Raw genomic sequence first — 20173 nt, forward strand, 5'->3', positions numbered from 1 at the left:
ACGGATTTTGGTTTTTGTTATGTTCTTCTTAATGCTTTCGGAATAATTCTATGTTTATCACAATCTAATTTCTTATGTTTAAAAACCAAAATCCTTGGAATCTTGTGGACGGTAATTCAGGATAGGATAAAAATTGAAATGTATCGAACTTCCGTGCATTAAATGTATCATAAGGCGTGATTACTTAGTTGGAATACTTTATGACCATAATTTTTTACGAGTTTTATTGAGTGGACTTTATGAATGCACTACGCTCAACATTGCATATAAGCAAGTGGCGGTCTTGGTGCTCTATTGCAAAGCCTGGAATTTCTATTAACTTTGCTGCTCACGGTTTTTGGTTCGGTGCTGCAATCGCCACCTGCTTATATGCAAAAAACGTTATAGCCAATGGTAAAAAAAGACAGTGCAATGAAAACCTTTGACAGAAACGTAACGGAAACTGCTGTAATGACACTTACGGGCAGACAAAGAAACGGGCGACACGCAAGCCGACCCGAAAAAGATTTAATTTTTGCCCCACCGCACTTTAAAAAAGAAAAAAAAGGATTGCCACCGCTCAATTTTTTGTCACGGTTTTTGTCCACCGCTTCGTTTAGCACATTTGCTGTTTATTTTTTATTATGCGTAGAGAAAATTACGCATAATAAAAAATTGGCGAAGCCACCAACAACAAAAGAGCTAAACCCCGCCCACAAAACAAAAACACGTGCCAAAAAATTCTGCCTGCCCGCTGGTGCTTCGTTGACAGGTTTGTGGTTATTGACCGTTTTGTTTTCCATAGACATTTTTGCTCAAAACATTCAGACACAGAAACCACAATTTGAAAGTTTCGAGCCCGTAAAATCAGAACATTATTTTACGACCGTTCCAATAAATCAAGGTTATACTTATCAAACACCACAGCAAAATGTTCCAATGGGTGCTACTGCTCAAGACATAATTAATCAATCAAACAGCAGAGCACAAGGCTCTGTTTATACTCCCAACATGACAACACAGGAAAGGCAGCAAGCGAATATCAAATATATTCAACAGCAAATGGCGAATGACCCTGCATATCAGCAACCGAATAAATCAAACAATTTTTCTCAAAATATAAATCGCAAACAACAGCAGGAAGTTGTGGACATTTTAAACGAAGTTCATTCAACTGAAAGCAGCAGACGGTTTAATATGAATGATTACAAATCGCCTGAATTTTCTACAAAAACAAAACCCTACACAGATGCCTTGCAACAGTTAAAAGACCAGTTATCAGGACAATAGAAATTATCTGTTGCAGATGCTTATTTTGTAATGGAAAACGCCTACGGAAATTCTTATCTCTCTAAAAAAGAATACGACCAAATTATTAAACAATCGGTTGACTTTATTAAGCAGTGGTTAACTCAACAAGGTTACAGATTAAAAGACAATGACGCATTGCATTTAGGCATTCAAAAGTTTTTGAGCGATACGCTCTCTATAACTATCGCTAATCTGGACAATCCTAATGTTCCGAAAAAAACAACACACTTGCCATTCTTTTACGATTATGAAGATTTCAAAGGCGAAAAAGATTTTAGAAATTATTTTTTAACTAAATGCCTTGCAACTGGAAGCGGACAGTGTAACAGTTTGCCTGCTGTTTATTCTTCAATTGCTGATGGATTGGGAGCTAAATCTTATTTAACTTTTGCCCCACATCATTCCTTTATCAAGTATCCTGACAATAATGGAACAATTCACAGCTACGAGCCAACTTCAAACTGGAAAATAGGCGATAAATGGTATCAGGACAATATGTTTATCAGTCCAAAAGCAAAGGCAAACGGAATTTATCTTGACACGTTAAATAAAAAACAAATTGTCGCCAATTGTATGATTGACCTTGCTTTTGGTTATTTACAAAAACATGGTGTTGCTGACGGTGAATTTGTAAAGGATTGCATTGCTTCCGCAATGCAGCATTTCCCGAAACAAAATAATATTCAGGCTTATTTTGTTTACAGTAGTTTATTGGCAAGGCAATTAGACCGTGTTTTATACGAAAATAAAATTACTGACCTGAAAGATATTTCCAAAGTTCCCGAAGCTCAACAAATTTACAATGCTTTGCTTAAAAACGAAGAAACTATTACCAAATTGGGTTATCAAGACCAGCCCGACCCTTTATATGATGAACTCATGAAACAGCACGAATTTAAAGGTAAAGCCCAACAAGAGAAAAACATTTCAGGAAAACAAAAACGCGACTTATTCATCAAATCATTTTAAACCTTAAATTTACAGCTATGAAAACAATCCAACTTTTAACAGTCTTGCTTTGGGGACAGTTTTTTTCTGTTCAATTTGTGCTTGCATCAGACACACTTACTCAATCTAAATCACATTTCTATCTAGCAAAACAAAATTTAGTAGATATGCTTGAAGGAAAAAAAACTTTGAGTTATGAGCAAGCTATTACTATCATTGAAAATGCTTATTGGGAAAATAAAGCTGACCTTTCGCTTTTCAATTATTCAGTTGACTTACATTTAAAAAACATTCAACGATTAATTGATGCCAACAGAAATTATTCCAATCAGGATTTTAAAAGAACTTTACTTGAGACGGAAGAACAGAAAAAAGCAAAATACGAAAGGTCTTTAGCGAACTGGGCGATTTTTTCATATATGACCGACACGACCTTTTTCGTTGGACAAGACAAATTATTTTATAATTTACCTTTTAGTTACTCAACCAATGACCCTTTGGGAACTATTAATTGGAGCAATACACAGGTAATCAATTTACTTGACACTAAAAAAGGAAATTGTTTTGCTTTAGTTTCTCTTTTTAAAATTTTCTCTGAACGCTTAAATTCACAAGCCATTATCTGCACAGCTCCTGGACATATTTATATTCGACACGCAGACCATAAAGGAATTTTTCACAATGTAGAATTGGCGACAGGTGCATTTCCCGGAACCGGCTCAATGGAAACATTGACTTATACAACTGATGAAGCAACCAAAAACGGAATTTCGCTTCGTGAACTGGATTTAAAACAGTCGGTAGCACTTTGCCTTGTTTACCTTGCAAAGGGCTACGAATACAAGTTTAATACAAGAAATGACGATTTTATTTTGGAGTGTGCTGAACTTGCTTTGAAATACGACAGTTTAAATTTAAATGCCATGCTTTTAAAAGCGGAAGTTTTAGAAGAACGGCTAATTGCTAAAAACAAAACTGTTGCTCAATTACAAAAGGAGAAAGATTTTATTGAGTATGAAAACTTCATAAATCATTTGTTTTCATTGGGCTATCGTGAAATGCCAATGGAAATGAAAAATTTGGTTATCTCACGTTTGAGAAAAGAAGACGCACCTTTTCCAATCAAAGACCACACACCAAAACCAAACGAACATTTGGGAGTTAAAAATGACCGTTATTTTACTTTATCAGGTGGTTTATTTGATGAAATGATGCTTACCAAACCTGTTGAGCAATATCACAGAACTCATTTTGACACGAAGAAGAAGAAAATTTCAAAGTTCATTCCAGTTGATACTACTTACAACAAATACCCAATTGACTTAGTTGTTTTTGCTTGGCAAATTGACCCTTTAGCTCACAAATTTGCATATTTAAGTCCTTATTCAGCCTTTAACAACAATCCAATATATTATGTTGACCCTGATGGCAGAAGTGGTATAGCATATAAAACAGATAAAAAAAACGAATCAACAGGAAGGCCAATTTTAAAAGTAGTTTCAAATTATTACATCTATGGTGAGGCTGCGACTGAAGCTCGTAGAAATTCAATAGAAAGCGACTTAAATAATAATTATAACAAGGGATTTACATTTACTGATAATGCAGGAACAACATATGATGTAGTGTTTGAATTTAAAGCTGAAATTGTAGACGCTTCAAAAGTTAATTCAATGATGAAAGAACTAAATGCGGAAAACAATTTTTTTGAGGCAAGAACTGATGTTGCAGAATCACACGCTTTAACTGGTGTCTATGGTGGTAATGCTGGAGTATTTAAGGCTAGCGATCTTGATGCAAATATTGGAACAGCATCTCACGAAGCGAATCACGGTTTTGGAGGTCCGAATCACCCTGACTTAATTGGAAAAACTATTAGCGAAGGAGCTGATATTGACATTACTATTCCGCAAAATTCAACATATTCATCTGGGAAATCTATTGATATTACAAATAGAAAGGTTACACAACAAAATGTAAATGATATTCTTAACAAAGTTACATTTGACAAAAATGGTAAAGGCGAAGTAGGAACAGCCAGACCTCATAAATACGATAAAGAAAAAGGATATACAGATGTTAGAGATGAAAAATAATTATTTGTTCACTTGTATTTTAGCAATATTTTGTGTGTCGTGTCAATCACAAAATATTACAAGTTATAATTCCAAATTATGGAAGCAAGACACTTTAGGATTAAATAAAAATAGAACTATAATTAATGAAAAAGTATTTTATGAAGATTTTTTAAATCAAAAAGATAGTAAGGTGATTAAGAAACTAGGTAAACCGGACTACTTAATTACTTCAGGCAATAAAACTTATTACAATTATTGCAGAGCAAGTTATAAATACGGAAGCTCAATAGAGGATTTCAAAAATGATAAAGATTGTAGAGGTTCTTATGTTTCCTTAATAATAGAAAAAAATAAAGTTACAGATATAGTTTTTGTAAATTCTGGTGGCTAACGCTATTTTTCGTCATGCTTTTTGTGCCGACACATTTTTAGCACATTGCCGTCCTCGTTCCTGCGGGCTGCAAAGAGCTAAAGCCATCGCTCAACAAAAAGGTATGCCAAAAGCCACCGCACCGTAAGACAGTAAAAATGCCTCGCTTCGCAAAAATTAAATCTTTCGACCGCACCAAATCAACAAATATGACCGTTTCAAACAGACACCAAAAGCAACGACAGACAAGAACCACTGGGCTATAACACGGGTTTGGCAAAAGTGGCGGTGCTGTGCTTCGTAGGACAATTTAGTGGGTATATAAACTTTAATGCTTTCTATGTAAATTGGTGCTAAAAATCGCCACCTTCGCCAAGCCCGAAACCGTTATAAGCAAGCCTAGGGGAAAAGTTCACCAAAGCCTTGTCTAACAAGCCGCACCGCCCTCTGCCTATCCTTCTGTATTTTTTTATTTTCCCCTCACGCACTTTTTTTAATTTAATTTAAGCCATTGCACACAATGCCACATTTACTTTTGCCCTTCCCACAAAGACCCTCCACACATTGCAAAAGTAAAAGAGGCATTTCCACCAACCCACACGTTTCTGCTTTATATTTTATAATATTTGTGATATAACCACACCTTAATTTTTTGTTATTCTATTATGAGAAATTAAAATAAACATTATGTTTGTTTATTTTATGTCTTAATTATGCATCACCTTAAAATGACACAAATGGTCTACTTTAAATAATTGGTATGTTGAACGAGTAAGCTGAAAATCGAAAGAGTAAGCAAAAACTAAAATACAAAATAATGGCAAAAATATTTCAGGGCGACAGCACTTCTTCAAATAAAATCGTATTTACATTTGATGCTAAATACGTTTATCAAGGCGACAGTTCATCATCAAATAAAAGGATATATACTTGGGACGGCAAGCACATTTACCAAGGTGATAGCACATCTTCAAATAAGAGATTGTATACATGGGATGGAAAATATCTTTACCAAGGTGATTCTACATCATCAAATAAACGACTTTATACTTGGGACGGAAAATACTTTTATCAAGGAGACAGTTCTTCTTCAAACAAAAGAATTTACACATTTGACGGTAAACATTTGTTTCAGGGAGATAGCACATCTTCAAATAAAATAATGTATACTTTTGATTCACCAATACCACCAGCAGTAATACTTGCTACAATTGCTTAACTTTAAAATAAAAATGTCAACTGGTTTTTTAAACCAGAAATTTATTTAGAGTAGCGACAATATTGAAGTACTGTTGACATAAAAAGTGGAGACCAGAGACCACTTATCAAACGGGGCGAAATCGAAAAGCCAAATAAGTAGGAAAATTTAAACTGTAAAGCTATGAGTAAAAAAACACCTCCACCTAATCCAAATTGGCCGAGTAAAATTCCAGGTAACCCTTCGGGGCCAGACAGAGGAAACAACCCTGCAAAAACACCAGCAAAACCAAGCCCGACACCAACCCCGAAAAAGAAATAACTTTGAATACACGAAAGTCTAAATCATTTGTGATAGATAATTTGCCTATTTCATATAACGAAGAGGTAATAACCAAAAGCCCCACTTGCAAAGCAAGCAGGGCTTTTCGGTTTTGCACACATAATCCAGTCAACTAAAAAAAGCTAAAACACTTTTTCCAATCTCATGGCATTCTTTGCAGCAAGCAGGTAAAAGTCACCATTAATCTCCTGGTAAAACTCTATACCTATACAAGCAATCACACCAGCCGTAAGCGGAATGATGGGAGCACCCGGAATAGCACTTACAATACTCAAAATACCCGGGGAGTTTCCACCCAACAAAGTATAAGGACTGTAAGTGATATTGTGCTTGCCATTAATGCCCGGGTTTACTGCTTTATAATGCTTCACCGAATTAATATAGGTGAAGTCAGAAAGCACAGTAAGAGCATTAACCACTCTACAGTGAGTAGCACCTTGTGGAGGTGTAATATAATTATCCGTGTTGAACACAGGAATAGTTATAGTTACCTCGTTCCGGTCTACATTAGCCGCAATGGTGTACGGTGCATTAAACACAGCACTGAATGAAGCATCAGGAGTAAACTCAAAGCCTTCAATAATTTCCTGATTAAGGACAATCTCGAAACTTCGTTTCCCCCTTGATCCACCTCCTAGTTCAACCAACTTTCTAAACAAGCCGGTTACCCTTGAGGAAATGTACCTGCCTCCCATGAACTTTATCAGTTCAGCCAATCCAGTGCGGAGTGATTTACCGACCATTGCACTGCCTCCAAACTCCGACATGTTTTCACGTGTCCGTTTAAAAGCGGGGTCGTTCATTATTTTGGACTTATCCAAACTTGTGGATTCTCTTACGAATCCTTTACCATCTTTGGTAAAAAAGGTCAAATCTCCGATTTGCCCTTTGATCCTTATCGGACCTTTTTGAATTGCACACATAAAACATAAGGTATTAGGTTAGTAAATTCCCGCTTTCACGGGTTGAATAACCAAGACGTCATTGGTTTTGTAGTTGTGCAATCATTTTTTGGAAGTATTGATTTCTCCTATAACGGGCAGAATTTTCTATTTGTTACATCAGAAAATCAACTTTCTTCAAAAGTTAAAACGCTCCGTCTATCGGTCAATAACTGCATGGTCTGTAGAGGTATTCGGGTAGAAAAATAATTTTATTTAATCTTTATTTTTCCGTTTTATTTAGGATAAATAATTGTCAATGTATTAAATCTTATGAATATAATATTTCAAATTTGTTAAATACTTCTGACCTAAGTATATAAGAGGTATTGAAAAAATCAATTACATTAGCAGCAATAAAAAAGCAAAAATAGCATAGCAAATAGGTAATTTTAGGATATAAAATAACAAAAATAAAGTTCAACTACCCATTTAGTTTATCCACCCAAAGGTAGGAATAAACTCATTTTTGGCTGGTGCTATGTGACAAACTGACCAAACAGAGGTGGCACACCATCTGATTTGACCGGCTTTTAAACTAAACTTTTACAAGAAAAAATTAATGGATTTCATTGACAACATATTTAACGGAAGGAAAAAGAAAGAAATCTATCAAGCGCGACAAGCTGCCCTTGATGCTAATTTGGAAAAGACCACTAACGTTCAAGTGCAAAACATTGAACTTCAGGTGAAAAATACTGAGATTCAGAAGTCAGCAATGACAATTGCTTGGAAGAATCAAGAGCTAAATGAACAACTAACAAAACTTGTTCTTGATAATGAAATAACAAAAAATCTTCTTCTTGAAAGAGAAAATAAAATAAAAGCAAAGCAAGACGAATTAGATGAAAGACAGAAAGACGTAAGAAGAGAAGAAATTGAAATCACCGCTCGAAAAGCAGAAACAAGAAAGAATGAACAACTTGCTGCAGAACAACAAAAGAATCTTGAAGCGGAAACCAAACGAGTTAAAGAAAGAGAATTAGAAGCAGAGAAAGTAAAAACTAAATCGGAAAACGAGAAAGAAAAATATCAATCCCTTTATGATGAATTAGAAATAGACAAGGAAAACATCAACACTTTAGAAGAAGCTGCAAGAAGAAAAAACAAGGAAGCCGAAACACAAACAGCAGCAGCAAACGCAATTTTTGAAAAAGCGAAGGTAATTGATGAAGAAATAAAAGCAAAGGAGACAAAGTTTGAAGAACATCGGGAATCTATTGAAAAATCTTTAAACGAAAAAATTGCCGAGTATGACAGACGGATTGAGGACTTGAATGCAGTTAAGGGGATTGTTGATGATGTAAAGTTTGATAAAAGTAATGAAGGTAAAGAAGCTAAAATTGTTGTTAAAGAGGCAATTAGACAAGCAAAAAAAGCCCTTACAGACATTAAAACAAAGTTTGAAGAACTTGACGAAAAGTATTCAAGTGGAAGTTTTAAGGGTTTTGCTACCCCACTTTCAGAGATTGACAAAAGTTTTGAAGAATTAAAATCACAATACCTTCAAATAAATGAACACTTTTCAAGTGAAGAAAATTTACCGCCTTCTGTATCCCAATGGCTAGGTAGCATTGAGGAATCAATTAATAATGCTGATAAATACATCAAATCATGGGAATTTTCTGAGGCATACAGAAATATTGTTTGGGGTTTATCAACATGTAAGAATTACGTGTTACTTCTAACAATACTTAATGACTTTGCAAATCCAGGAACAGAGGACATTCCACAAAACGAAGAAGATGATTTTGAAGATTGGTATGATATACTTGAAGTTGAATCAGATGCTGATGAAAAGGTAATAAAGAAGGCATATCGTGATGCAGCAAAGAAACATCACCCTGACAAAAACAACGGAGATAAGGAATCAGAAGGAAAGTTCAAAAAAGTTGCTGAAGCATATGAAATTTTAAGCGACCCAGACAAACGGAAAGCATTTGACGAAAAAAGAAATAATCGTAAACAAAAAAAATAAACTATGAGTGACGATAACAAAAAACTCAATCTACCTGTCATCAAGAAAGGTGGTGACTTAGCGAAACAACCAATAAAAAAGGGTGTTTCAACTTTGGATTTGAGCAAAAAAAGTTCAGTGAGTTCAATTTTAATGTCCAAACCTACTTCTATTCAAAATTCTATATTAAAAGAGGAAGTAGGTTTAGATTTAGTATTGGTTGGTGATTTAACAACATCAATGACTGATTATCATAAACTCTTAAAGGACAAATTTAAGGTGCTTTGTAAAGAACTATTCTCAATGATTGACAATATGCGAATAGGAATTATTTTTTACTTAGACCATGACAGTCATTTACCATATGTTACAAGAGTTTCCAAGTTAAGCAAAGACATTGAGCAACTTTATCATTTCATTGAAAGTACCCCTGTTTCACATGATGGCAATAGCACATTTGATGAAGCCGTTGAAGATGCTTTTAACGATATAGTGAATATAAATTGGAGGGAAGTAGGTACCCGGTCAGTTGTGCTATTCGGAGATGCACAACCACATGAACCAGAGGAGTGTCCAAATCGTTTTAGTTACTTCGACTTAACCAAAAAAATGTTTCAAAACAAAATAGTCGTAAATAGTGTTTATTGTGGAAAAGACTATGGCTCTGACGAAGAATTGCAAAGATTGGAGAATGTAAATGTTGGTGACTTTTCTCAGAGAATATACAGAATGGGTCATCCCAATTTCTATTCATGGGTAGCTAATATTACAGGTGGAATGGTTTTGGGAATTAGAAATATAGAAGATTTGGTTGATATCATCAAAGCTTCAGCAGCCAAAGATTCAGGGCATCTTGACGACCTTGAAAAGAAAATGAAAGCAACTTCACCAAGCAAACTAAAATTAATTGAAGTTGCACGAAAAGCAGAAAAGAGAAGAAAACTTGGTGGTGACGAACGTAAAATGTTGACATGATACGAACAAAAATGGCAGCAGCCATAGCACCTACTTAATAATAGTGGTTCAGTATTTAAATCAAGCTTTGTCCTTCTCCAAAGTTTGTGCTATCTACAAGACACGCCAATTAAATCAAGTAAAAAAGACTAATAATTTGACCAGAAAAGAACTATACAATGAGCTTAAAGCTACGATAATTATTGCATCTGTAATTAGTGCATTATTTTTTGTGATTTACTTATTTAAGAATGAGAAAATCCAAAATATTGTTTTTATTTCATTTGCTGTCTACTTACCAATCGCAGTATTACTTGTAGTAATTAATTCTAGTTTAAAGAACAAGTATTTTGGCATATTAACATCAATCATTAGCTATCCCCTCGGGATCGTATATGCTATTTTAACTGTCATAATTCCATTTTGGACATTGCCATTGCATTTAATGATATATTTCGCAATCGCCTTTTTAGTTCCCGAATTATTTTTTAAAATCCTTAACTATTTTGAATTACTGGTCTTTGTAAATATCCAAACAATTACCTATTTAAAAATCACTTCAACAGTATTCATATGTGTAATATTAAATCCATTATTAAGAGACATAGTATATAGAATATCACCAGCAAGAATTAAGTCGTCCGAAAAGCTAAAGCCCTATGAACTTGACAAATTAACAGACTATGTTCTTTCAATAGATAATGTTAGGTTCTTAGTATATGGAGCATATGTAATTGCTTTGCTAGTGATAAATTACTTTAATCTACAAGGCAAAAGCCTTAATAGTGCAAATGAAATTGACAAAGCTGTTTTACAATCATTTGTTACATTTATTGCATTTGACAGAACGGTAGCTTTAATGAAACAGTTGAATTTCAGGCCATCAGGCTTATTAAATAAAATTTATCAATCAATATTAAACAAAATGAATACAGAAGCAGGTATCGAAACAAAAAACAATAAAATAATGGCAGCAAACCAAAATTATGAAAATTACCAACAACCAAACTGGTGGTCAAAAAACTGGGTAGAGTTTACAACCATAGTTGGTGGTCTGATTGCAATCAATCTTATATTCATTGCAAAAGTTTACAGAGTATCTGAAACTGTTAATCCTGAGACAGCTGGACAGCTTGGGAACTTTGTTGGTGGTTACATTGGGACAATTTTTGCTTTAATAGGCGTTGTATTTCTATACTCCACATTAAAGAACCAACGGGAGACTTCACAAGTGGAAAAATTTGAAAACAAATATTTCGAACTCATTAAGTTACAGCGTGACAACGTTTCTGAAATAGGTATTGGAGAAGATTTCGGGAGAAAAATATTTGTGATTTTAATTAGAGAGTTTCGCGCAATTCTTCAATTAACAAGTAAAATAGCACTACGAACAAACCAATCATTCTCGCAAGAGCAAGTTTTCATAATATCTTATTATGCTTTGTTCTTTGGAGTTGGACCAAATTCATCAAGGTTGTTAAAGGAAGCATTAAAGGATCAGGATAAAACATTTGTTGATGAGTTTGATGAAGCTTTAAAGTCGGATATTGAACAAAAGAAAGCAAAAACCGATAAAAACCTAAAGTTTAGACCGTTTGGAGGACATCAGTCAAGGCTTGGACATTACTACAGACATCTTTATCAAACAGTTTCTTACGTAAATAATCAATCTTTTAGTTTGGACAAATACGAATATGTGAAAAACATTCGAGCACAACTCACAACCCATGAACAAGCACTTTTATATATCAATAGCTTGACACCACTTGGAAGTGATTGGTGGAAAGACAATTTGATAGTAAACTATCGAATTGTTCAAAATATACCTTCAGGTTTTTTTGACAAAGACACTGAAATTGATTTGCCTTCTTACTTCCCAAAAGACTATTTTGAATGGCAAAAGACAAATTAAAAGGACAATAGTGCGCTGGATAAATCCAGATTCTAACTGAACATTTGCAAATACGAGCCGCACCTACAGCACATTGCCTTTTGCCTTAATTACACAGACCTGACTTACCTTTGCAAAAGTCAGAGAGCTGTTTTTTACTGCCCTCAGTTTCCGGAGCTAAGACAAACTAAGATTACTATAAAAGAGAAGAATGAAAAAACTATAATTTTAAATAATGTAAAATTCTCTTTATGCATTCATCTTGATTTTTATGTACCTCTTTTTCCCAAAAACGAAAAACTATATAACCCATAGATCTCAGAACATCTTCGTTTTGTTTGTCCCTTTGCATATTCCTTTCGATTTTTGGAATCCAAAATTCTTTATTTGTTTTAATTTTTTTTTTCTTTTCTTCCCAGTTATAACCATGCCAGAATTCACCATCTATAAAAATTGCCAACTTGTATTTTTTTATGGAAATATCCGGTTTTCCAGGTAAGCTATTTTCATTAACTCTATATCGAATGCCTTTTGAAAATAGAGCTTTACGAAAAGCAATTTCGGGTTTAGTTCCTTTGCTTTTAATTTTTGACATTAATTGGCTCCTGTCCTTTGTAGTATAGAATCCATTTTCCTTTTTGAACCTAGGCACTTTAATATCTTTAGAATTAGAATCTTTACTTATCATAGTATTTTTAACAACAATAAATTATAAAATTAATAAGATTGTAAACATAGAATAGATAAGAATATTACCAATAAGAAATTGAAAAACTAATTTTATCAACATTTAGAATCCCAAAAATGGAAATAAAGTAAACAAATTTGGTCTTTTTAGGATCATTTTGTTGCAAATCAATCAATAAACCCCTTAAACACGATATTTTTATTAATGTCATGATTTTTGCATAAATGATAATTAAAATCTATTATTGTAAAATATAAAATTATCAATTATGGTTAATTGGAATGATAAAGTTAAACGATTGCTTAAGTCAGAATTAATTAAAAGAGGAATATCGAATACTACACTGGCTTTGATGTTGAGAGAAATTGGAGTTGAAGAAACAAAGGGTAGTATTGATAGCAAAATAAGTAGAGGAAGCTTTAGTGCTTGTTTCTTTTTGCAATGCTTATCAGTTATTGGATGTAGCAAAATTGAAGTTGAAGAGTATGAAAACAATGTTCTTATTGCTGCTGATACAAATGTTGAATACAAAATAGCTAATAATGAAAAATAAAACTATAAAATTTATTGACTTGTTCTCTGGGCTCGGGGGAATAAGGCTGGGCTTTGAAAATGCTTTTAAAACTAAAGGATTTAAGACAGAATGTGTAATGACTTCTGAAATAAAACCTCATGCAATTGAAACATTAAATAAAAATTTTGAACACGGTTATTTTGTTGGCGATATTTTTAAAGTCGAAAATGAATCAATTCCTGATTTTGATTTTTTATTAGGTGGTTTTCCATGCCAACCTTTTAGTGCTGGAGGCAAACGTCAAGGATTTCTTGACACCCGTGGTACTTTGTTTTTTGAAATAGAAAGAATCTTAAGAGATAAAAAACCTTATGGTTTTATTTTAGAAAATGTTGAGGGATTGGTAAAACATGATTTGGAAAACAAGAAGGACAAAACAGGAAGAACTTTAGCAACAATTATAGATAAACTAGAAAATGATTTAGGATACAAAGTTTCTTGGAAAATTTTTGATTCAATTGAATTCGGATTGCCACAATCTCGAAAACGAATATTTATTGTAGGAACTAGAGAAAATAAAGTTGATTTGGAAGGTAATGATCCCGTATTTAAGACTTTGGATAGTATTTTAGAAAACGGATTAGAAAACTTGAAATCAAGTTTCGTTGATAAGTTGCTTTCCCATTTTGATATTTGCGATTTACATGGAAAATCTATTAAGGATAAAAGAGGTGGAAACAACAATATCCATAGCTGGGATATAGGATTGAAAGGGGAAATTACTGAAGAACAAAACTTATTACTAAATAAACTGTTTAAAGAAAGAAGAAGAAAAAAATGGGCAGAAGAAATCGGAATTGATTGGATGGATGGAATGCCATTAACTTTAAAACAGATTACCACATTTTTTGACTGTAACGTTAATGAACTTGAAAAATTATTAAAAGATTTAACTCATAAAGGGTATTTAAAATTTGAATATCCTAAAAAATTAATCAAAGAAGAAACAAAAAGTGGAATAAAGACATATAGGGAATATGATATTACAAAACCAAAAGGTTACAATATAGTAACAGGTAAATTAAGTTTTGAAATAAATAAAATTCTAGACCCAAAAGATATTGCCCCGACATTGGTTGCTACTGATGTTTCTCGTCTTGTTGTTCCAGATGGGAAAGGGTTAAGAAGATTAACTATTCGAGAAGGACTAAGATTATTTGGATATCCGGAATGGTATAATATACCAACAAAAGAGTATGATGCTTTCGATTTATTAGGGAATACGGTTGCTGTTCCTGTTGTTGAACATGTAGCTTCAAAAATTGCTGAACTTTATCCTAAAAACAAAGCAAATTATTCAACAGTTAATAACACACCTGTATGTTCATGATAATTTTTAAGTACTTTTTGTAACCAATGTCCATTTGCATGTCTTGTTTGAGGGTATTTATACCTGGTTTCATTTAATGCAGCTAAAAATTCCTCTTTAGATGCAAAAGGCTTGAATTTAGTTCTCTCAGAATACCAAGTTGAAGGACGAAGATTATAAATTACATTTTTCTTTTCTTGAACTTTTATTGGGTATGTTCCACTAGGGCACGCTAATTCCCATATTTTTTTTACCCAAACATCTTTAATTGTAATTACACTCCCCGACATTTGATAAGCAAATATTAAATAATCTGAATCAATTCTATAAGTGTTTTCTAAAAGTGAATTGCAATAGGAATCAAAGTTTGCCAAATCAAAACCTGGACCTCGATCCCAGTCAAAAGATTTAACTTCTAATAATCCTTTCTTAAGATTTCCTTTGTTTAAATAAAAATCTGGAAAAACTTGAGAATTTACATTTTCTTCAAATTCTATATTTTCTTTTTTCATCCAAGCCTTTAACCATTCCTGTAGCAGATTACCTACTGTATCTTTAGTCTCTACAGAGATTGTTAAATCTTTCAGTGAAAAATTAATTACTGCTTTTTCTCCAATAATTTTATACTCATAAACAAGCTTATGATATAATTCCTGTGCTGTCAATTTCATAAATACTTTGATCGATAGTTTACAAAGGTATTCAATTTTCATTGTTCTTTTATAAATTAGTGTATTTAAAGCAATTGGCATTAATTTATAAAGGAACAATGAAATTTTGATGCAAAATACGGGAGTGATGCATAAAACCTTTCACCACAGGCGTAAGCCCTTCACAATTCCCGCCCCCTTTCTCACAAATACCACAAATGTTATTTGTCAATAATCATTACTTGTATATTCTATTATCTTTAAAAAATCCTATGTTTGTGAAATTATGAAAATTATTGGGAATGATTTGAATAACCCTGAACATCACTAAGACATAATTTATGGACAGCTTAATAAGAATTACAAAAAATATCACGTTTGAGGATTTAAGGACAGGACGAAAATCACCTATCGATGTTTATGAAGAACAAATGATCAGTTGGCTATTTAGACCTTTAGAACAACTAGCGACAGACAAGCAGAATTCATTTGAAAATGGCTATTCAATGTTAGGACTTGAACTTCTATTCTTTGAACCTCACGGGAAATATTTGTCTGGAGATACTATTGATAAAAGTGGTGAGTGTTTTAGGTACGGATTAGATCCTTTCTTGAATTATTTAGAACAAAATAATTTTATTGATAGCGAGGTATTACAAAAACTCAAGGCTACTAATTTTTATAAAATTTCTCGCTGTGGTATTTTTCATGATATGACCATTAAATCAGGTTTATTAATTGATAGTATTCATTGTGGAGGTGAAAAAGTGTTTTATAATAGTCCGGTTAACAATGGCCTACTGATAAGTCCGTGGAATTTTCTTGCCGCGGAAAAAAAATACTTTGACAACTATATAACAGAATTAAAGTCTGACCAAACTTCTACAAAATATATAAACTTTGAAACGACATTTAATAATTTATTTAATTACTAAGAAAAAACACGACTACATAAAAGACAATAACAAAAAAAGAAACATGAGTTACATCCCAAAGACAATTAGTGAAGTTACTTCCGAGTATCTTAATAGGACAACTTTTTTACCTGCAATTCAAAGAGAATTTGTATGGGGGACTTACGGTATTGAGAAACTTTTCGACTCAATTATGGGAGACTTTCCTATTAGCACATTTTTGTTTTGGAAAATAAAAGAGGAAAACAAAAAAGAATGGACAGCTTACGAATTTCTTAGAGAATTTGACCAAGGAACTCCGCACAATAAAGAAGCTTCTGTAACTGGTATCAATCAAGATATATATTTGGTACTTGATGGACAACAAAGGCTTACTTCATTGTTTATAGGACTGAAAGGCTCCTATCGTTACTTTTATTACCGCTGGACAAAGTGCAAACTTTACTTGAACATTTTAAAGGCTCCAATTAAAAGTGACAATCCCGAAGAATTTACTTATCAATTTCAGTTTAGAGAAAACGACATTGTAAACTCGAAAGACCCAAATCCACAGTATTGGTATTTAGTTGGCGATATTCTGAATTTTGACGATGCCGAAGATTCTAAGAAAGAAATAAAGGAAAGATTAAAGGATTTCACAGATGACCAAAAAGACACTGCTAACTCACATATTGGACGACTTCATTCAAGAATTCATACCTCAAGACTTCTCAACTACTACGAAGAAAAATCACAGGACTACGATAAAGTCGTTGAAGCATTTATTAGAGCCAACACTGGTGGGGTAAAACTTGAATACAGTGATATTTTGCTTTCAACTGCAACAGCAAAATGGGTAAACTTAAACGCGAGAGAAGAAATTCATTCTTTCACAGATAACATTAACGCAATTGGAAGTGGCTACTCTTTCGGAAAAGACTTTGTTCTTAAAGGTTGTCTGTATCTCACAGAAGATTTGCCTATTCAATACAAAGTGAAAAACTTTACAAGAACCAATCTTGAAAAAATTGAAAACAATTGGGATAACATTACTGACAACATTGAAATGACTGTTCAACTAATGCACAAATTTGGTTTTAATGACAAGAGCTTAGTTGCAAAAATTGCTTTGCTTCCTATATCATTATACTTGGGCAAACTGAAACCAAAAAACTTTATAGATTCCACAGACAAGAACGATGTAAGAAATCAAAACATCATTCAAAAGTGGATAATCATTACTTTACTGAAAAATGCGTTTGGTGGTTCTTCTGATACAATCTTAAAAAACCTTCAAGAAACAATTAACGCACAAAACAACTATTCATTTTTCCCATTTGAAGCATTGAACAAACGCTTAAATATTGAGGCGACATTTAACGACACGGAAATTGAAAATCTACTTGCAACAAATTATAGCACTAAATACAGCTATCTAATCTTATCGCTTTTGTATCCAGACAGGGACTGGAAAGGCAAAAAATTTCACGAAGACCATATATTTCCAAAGTCCGAATTTACAGCGGCCAAGTTAAAGGCTCGTGGCTATGACACAAATATAATTTTAGAATACCAAAAGCATTTTAATTCAATTGGCAATCTTCAACTTTTGACAGATTCTGAGAACCTTGAAAAAAGCGCAGAAGACTTTGAAACTTGGTTTTCAACTCGAGACTCTAACTTCAAGGAGAGAAACACTATTCCGACAATTAGCACTTACAATTTCGACAACTTTCTTGAATTCATTACCGAGAGAAAAAAACTTTTAGTGCAAAAATTCAAAGCATTTACCATATGACATGGAGAAAATAAAGAGGAACTTACATATCAACAAGCCAGTAAAATTTAATTTAATTTGTCGTAATTAATCAGTACGAAAAAGGAGGGTACACATAGATTGTAGGAAAGAAAACAATCATAAATATTGATTAAACTTAAACTTCAACTTAATTCAATTGAATTTTTCCCTATGTTTGTTGGACAAAATTTCGGGTTTATGATTGGAGTTGAATTATTTGCAGGTGCGGGTGGTATGGCAACAGGAGCTGTTATGGCGGGTATTGATGTAAAGTTAGCAATTGAGAGTGATTCATGTGCCGCACAAACTTATTTAGCTAATCATAAAAACACTACTGTTGTAATAGATGATATTCAAAATATAAAAGAGTATAAATTTGAAAGGAACGGAGATCAGGTGATTTTATTTGGTGGACCTCCTTGTCAAGGATATTCATACTCAAATAGGAAAACAAGGACTGCAAAGAATCCAAAGAACTGGTTATTTAAAGAATTCATTAGATCAATTATGCTTGTTGATCCAGATTGGATTGTGATAGAAAATGTTCCTGGATTAAAGAAAATGGATAATGGCTTTTTCTTAAAGGCAATTTGCGATGATTTACGCAACTTAGAATACACTCCTAATGTTAAGATTTTAAATGCAATAGATTTCGGTGTGCCACAAAAACGTGAGCGTATTTTTATAGTGGCATCTAAACATGGGATTGCTTTTGATTTTCCTATAGGCGAATTCGTTAATAAGCCAATAACCGTTTCAGAAGCTTTATTCGATTTACCATTTCTGCAAAATGGTTCTATGAAACCCAAATTAAAATATCGTACAAAAGCCGTCTCTGAATATGCTAAGTCTTTGAGAGGGAATAAAAAAATCGTTACACAAAACTATGTAACAAAAAATTCTGACGTAATAGTCAATAGATATTCTCATATAAATCAAGGAAATAACTGGCGAGATATACCAGTTGAACTTATGGAAAACTATAAAGATCACACAAGGTGTCATAGTAGTATTTATAGACGATTATCAGAAAATGAACCCGCTGTAATTATTGCTAATTATAGGAAGAGTATGCTAATCCATCCAACAGAAGATAGAGGTCTTTCCGTAAGAGAAGCAGCAAGATTACAATCGTTCCCAGATCATTACAATTTTATAGGCTCTTTAGATCAAAAACAGCAACAAGTTGGCAATGCAGTACCTCCACTTTTAGCTAAGGCTATATTCAAAAAAATAATAGAATATTCAGAATGAGTTGGATAGATACCACATTTGAAAAGGCAATGAAAGAGCTTTTTATTAAATCTTTAGGTCAAGTGAAGGGAGAGCATCTGTATGGAGAATATACAAGTGTTCGAAATGCAATGGAAGGTGATAATTTTTTCAGAGAAATTAAAGGAAAAGAATCATTTCTATCTGATCATAGCGAAAAACATATACAAGATGTTTTCGAGCGAGCATACAAAGTAATTGGTGAAGATGAATTTCAAAACTTAAATGCATATAACATTTATTGTCTTGCTCTTATGATTCTATTTCATGATGTTGGTAATATTTTCGGAAGAAAGGGCCATAATGCGATAGAGAAAATCGCTGAAATATATAATAAATATCGTAGTAATTTTCAAAATTACAGAGATGAGAAAAGAGTAATTACCCATGGGGCAAGTGCACATTGTGGAAAATCCAAGTCAGGGAATAATGATACTTTAAAAGATTTAAATAGTGCAAGCATAAAAGGTCAAAAAATAAATTTATGTGAAATAGCAGCAATTCTAAGATTCTCAGATGAACTTGCAGAAGGAAAACAAAGAACATGTTCTTTGTTGATTGAAAAAGGTATGTTAGATGACGAAAAAGGAAGTGAAATTTATCATAAATATGCACAAGTTTCAGATATAGAAATTGATAGAAATCTTCAAAGAATTTCAATTACTTATGATATCAATATTCCTGGAGATTTTGATCAAAAGGCACAAAAAGACTTTAAGGATTTATTGAATTTCACTTATTATCGAGCTGTGAAATTAGATACAGAAAGGAGATATAATAAATATTATTCAACCGTATTGAAACAGTTTAAATTTGTATCTGTTCAGTACAATTTCAGTATTGATGAAATTCCTATTGAAATTGATTTGAACAAGATTACTTTTGAAGATAGATATCCTATTCCTGGTGAAAAAGAAGAAGAATCTATCCAAGGTGCTGAAAAATATTTTATCAATATGGATAATAATTACGAACTGTCCAAAATTATTGAAAATATTAATTCAAAGATTAAAAAATAAA

The 20173-nt window shown here is 33.0% G+C and carries 18 protein-coding genes; 15 read left to right on the plus strand and 3 right to left on the minus strand.

Annotated features, from left to right (window positions below; translation table 11 throughout):
• The first annotated feature begins 390 nt into the window (after nucleotides 1-390).
• The 6 genes from H0V01_10630 to H0V01_10655 all read left to right on the plus strand — a co-directional run bounded on the left by H0V01_10630 (nucleotide 391) and on the right by H0V01_10655 (nucleotide 6205).
• Nucleotides 391-1269, plus strand: coding sequence for a hypothetical protein (locus H0V01_10630; GenBank protein MBA2583824.1), 879 nt, complete (start codon nucleotides 391-393; stop codon nucleotides 1267-1269).
• Between the two features lie 30 nt (nucleotides 1270-1299).
• Entirely contained in the window at nucleotides 1300-2259 is a 960-nt protein-coding gene (locus H0V01_10635; GenBank protein MBA2583825.1) for a hypothetical protein, read from the plus strand.
• Nucleotides 2260-2276: 17 nt separating this feature from the next.
• Nucleotides 2277-4334 carry a hypothetical protein gene (locus H0V01_10640; GenBank protein ID MBA2583826.1) on the plus strand — a complete coding sequence of 686 codons (2058 nt, stop codon included), beginning with the start codon at nucleotides 2277-2279 and terminating at the stop codon, nucleotides 4332-4334.
• On the plus strand, nucleotides 4324-4707 hold the full coding sequence (locus H0V01_10645) for a hypothetical protein (protein MBA2583827.1): 384 nt from the start codon (nucleotides 4324-4326) through the stop codon (nucleotides 4705-4707). Before H0V01_10640 ends, H0V01_10645 begins: the two co-directional genes overlap by 11 nt.
• A gap of 796 nt (nucleotides 4708-5503) precedes the next feature.
• Complete coding sequence (locus H0V01_10650) at nucleotides 5504-5905, plus strand: hypothetical protein (protein ID MBA2583828.1); 402 nt, start codon at nucleotides 5504-5506, stop codon at nucleotides 5903-5905.
• Nucleotides 5906-6067: 162 nt separating this feature from the next.
• Entirely contained in the window at nucleotides 6068-6205 is a 138-nt protein-coding gene (locus tag H0V01_10655; GenBank protein ID MBA2583829.1) for a hypothetical protein, read from the plus strand.
• A 143-nt stretch (nucleotides 6206-6348) separates the two neighbouring features.
• On the opposite strand, the gene H0V01_10660 is transcribed toward H0V01_10655, so the two are convergent.
• Entirely contained in the window at nucleotides 6349-7149 is an 801-nt protein-coding gene (locus H0V01_10660) for a hypothetical protein (GenBank protein ID MBA2583830.1), read from the minus strand.
• 736 nt (nucleotides 7150-7885) lie between these two features.
• Here H0V01_10660 and H0V01_10665 point away from each other — a divergent pair.
• The 3 genes from H0V01_10665 (at nucleotide 7886) to H0V01_10675 (ending at nucleotide 11990) form a co-directional block, all read left to right on the plus strand.
• Complete coding sequence (locus H0V01_10665) at nucleotides 7886-9145, plus strand: DnaJ domain-containing protein (protein ID MBA2583831.1); 1260 nt, start codon at nucleotides 7886-7888, stop codon at nucleotides 9143-9145.
• Nucleotides 9146-9148: 3 nt separating this feature from the next.
• A complete protein-coding gene (locus H0V01_10670) occupies nucleotides 9149-10099 on the plus strand; it encodes a VWA domain-containing protein (GenBank protein MBA2583832.1) in 951 nt (316 codons plus the stop codon).
• 424 nt (nucleotides 10100-10523) lie between these two features.
• Entirely contained in the window at nucleotides 10524-11990 is a 1467-nt protein-coding gene (locus tag H0V01_10675) for a putative phage abortive infection protein (GenBank protein ID MBA2583833.1), read from the plus strand.
• Between the two features lie 199 nt (nucleotides 11991-12189).
• Here H0V01_10675 and H0V01_10680 read toward each other — a convergent pair whose 3' ends face one another.
• Nucleotides 12190-12657 carry a very short patch repair endonuclease gene (locus tag H0V01_10680; protein MBA2583834.1) on the minus strand — a complete coding sequence of 156 codons (468 nt, stop codon included), beginning with the start codon at nucleotides 12655-12657 and terminating at the stop codon, nucleotides 12190-12192.
• 268 nt (nucleotides 12658-12925) lie between these two features.
• Here H0V01_10680 and H0V01_10685 point away from each other — a divergent pair, with 268 nt between their 5' ends.
• Complete coding sequence (locus H0V01_10685; GenBank protein ID MBA2583835.1) at nucleotides 12926-13210, plus strand: hypothetical protein; 285 nt, start codon at nucleotides 12926-12928, stop codon at nucleotides 13208-13210.
• Entirely contained in the window at nucleotides 13200-14561 is a 1362-nt protein-coding gene (gene dcm / locus H0V01_10690; protein ID MBA2583836.1) for a DNA (cytosine-5-)-methyltransferase, read from the plus strand. The genes H0V01_10685 and dcm overlap by 11 nt, the downstream gene beginning before the upstream one ends.
• Here dcm and H0V01_10695 read toward each other — a convergent pair.
• The gene (locus H0V01_10695) at nucleotides 14525-15253 is read right to left on the minus strand and encodes an NgoBV family restriction endonuclease (protein ID MBA2583837.1); all 729 of its coding nucleotides are present in this window, start codon (nucleotides 15251-15253) and stop codon (nucleotides 14525-14527) included. The two genes, dcm and H0V01_10695, sit on opposite strands and share 37 nt — an antisense overlap.
• A gap of 278 nt (nucleotides 15254-15531) precedes the next feature.
• Here H0V01_10695 and H0V01_10700 point away from each other — a divergent pair, with 278 nt between their 5' ends.
• From H0V01_10700 to H0V01_10715, 4 genes are all read left to right on the plus strand, one after another.
• Nucleotides 15532-16125 (plus strand): hypothetical protein, encoded by a 594-nt coding sequence (locus tag H0V01_10700; GenBank protein ID MBA2583838.1) that lies wholly within the window; start codon nucleotides 15532-15534, stop codon nucleotides 16123-16125.
• A 43-nt stretch (nucleotides 16126-16168) separates the two neighbouring features.
• Nucleotides 16169-17881 carry a DUF262 domain-containing protein gene (locus tag H0V01_10705; GenBank protein MBA2583839.1) on the plus strand — a complete coding sequence of 571 codons (1713 nt, stop codon included), beginning with the start codon at nucleotides 16169-16171 and terminating at the stop codon, nucleotides 17879-17881.
• Between the two features lie 198 nt (nucleotides 17882-18079).
• Nucleotides 18080-19135 (plus strand): DNA cytosine methyltransferase, encoded by a 1056-nt coding sequence (locus H0V01_10710; protein MBA2583840.1) that lies wholly within the window; start codon nucleotides 18080-18082, stop codon nucleotides 19133-19135.
• A 29-nt stretch (nucleotides 19136-19164) separates the two neighbouring features.
• Nucleotides 19165-20172 carry a hypothetical protein gene (locus tag H0V01_10715; GenBank protein MBA2583841.1) on the plus strand — a complete coding sequence of 336 codons (1008 nt, stop codon included), beginning with the start codon at nucleotides 19165-19167 and terminating at the stop codon, nucleotides 20170-20172.
• The last annotated feature ends 1 nt before the right edge of the window (nucleotide 20173 follow it).

This window comes from Bacteroidota bacterium (genome assembly GCA_013696965.1).
In the GTDB taxonomy this organism is placed as follows: Bacteria; Bacteroidota; Bacteroidia; order JACCXN01; family JACCXN01; genus JACCXN01.

Coding starts and splice junctions, on each gene's coding strand:
- H0V01_10630 (MBA2583824.1), top strand. CDS start 391: ATGGTAAAAAAAGACAGTGCAATGAAAACCTTTGACAGAAACGTAACG.
- H0V01_10635 (MBA2583825.1), top strand. CDS start 1,300: ATGGAAAACGCCTACGGAAATTCTTATCTCTCTAAAAAAGAATACGAC.
- H0V01_10640 (MBA2583826.1), top strand. CDS start 2,277: ATGAAAACAATCCAACTTTTAACAGTCTTGCTTTGGGGACAGTTTTTT.
- H0V01_10645 (MBA2583827.1), top strand. CDS start 4,324: ATGAAAAATAATTATTTGTTCACTTGTATTTTAGCAATATTTTGTGTG.
- H0V01_10650 (MBA2583828.1), top strand. CDS start 5,504: ATGGCAAAAATATTTCAGGGCGACAGCACTTCTTCAAATAAAATCGTA.
- H0V01_10655 (MBA2583829.1), top strand. CDS start 6,068: ATGAGTAAAAAAACACCTCCACCTAATCCAAATTGGCCGAGTAAAATT.
- H0V01_10660 (MBA2583830.1), bottom strand. CDS start 7,149: ATGTGTGCAATTCAAAAAGGTCCGATAAGGATCAAAGGGCAAATCGGA.
- H0V01_10665 (MBA2583831.1), top strand. CDS start 7,886: ATGACAATTGCTTGGAAGAATCAAGAGCTAAATGAACAACTAACAAAA.
- H0V01_10670 (MBA2583832.1), top strand. CDS start 9,149: ATGAGTGACGATAACAAAAAACTCAATCTACCTGTCATCAAGAAAGGT.
- H0V01_10675 (MBA2583833.1), top strand. CDS start 10,524: ATGATATATTTCGCAATCGCCTTTTTAGTTCCCGAATTATTTTTTAAA.
- H0V01_10680 (MBA2583834.1), bottom strand. CDS start 12,657: ATGATAAGTAAAGATTCTAATTCTAAAGATATTAAAGTGCCTAGGTTC.
- H0V01_10685 (MBA2583835.1), top strand. CDS start 12,926: ATGGTTAATTGGAATGATAAAGTTAAACGATTGCTTAAGTCAGAATTA.
- dcm (MBA2583836.1), top strand. CDS start 13,200: ATGAAAAATAAAACTATAAAATTTATTGACTTGTTCTCTGGGCTCGGG.
- H0V01_10695 (MBA2583837.1), bottom strand. CDS start 15,253: ATGAAAATTGAATACCTTTGTAAACTATCGATCAAAGTATTTATGAAA.
- H0V01_10700 (MBA2583838.1), top strand. CDS start 15,532: ATGGACAGCTTAATAAGAATTACAAAAAATATCACGTTTGAGGATTTA.
- H0V01_10705 (MBA2583839.1), top strand. CDS start 16,169: ATGAGTTACATCCCAAAGACAATTAGTGAAGTTACTTCCGAGTATCTT.
- H0V01_10710 (MBA2583840.1), top strand. CDS start 18,080: ATGATTGGAGTTGAATTATTTGCAGGTGCGGGTGGTATGGCAACAGGA.
- H0V01_10715 (MBA2583841.1), top strand. CDS start 19,165: ATGAAAGAGCTTTTTATTAAATCTTTAGGTCAAGTGAAGGGAGAGCAT.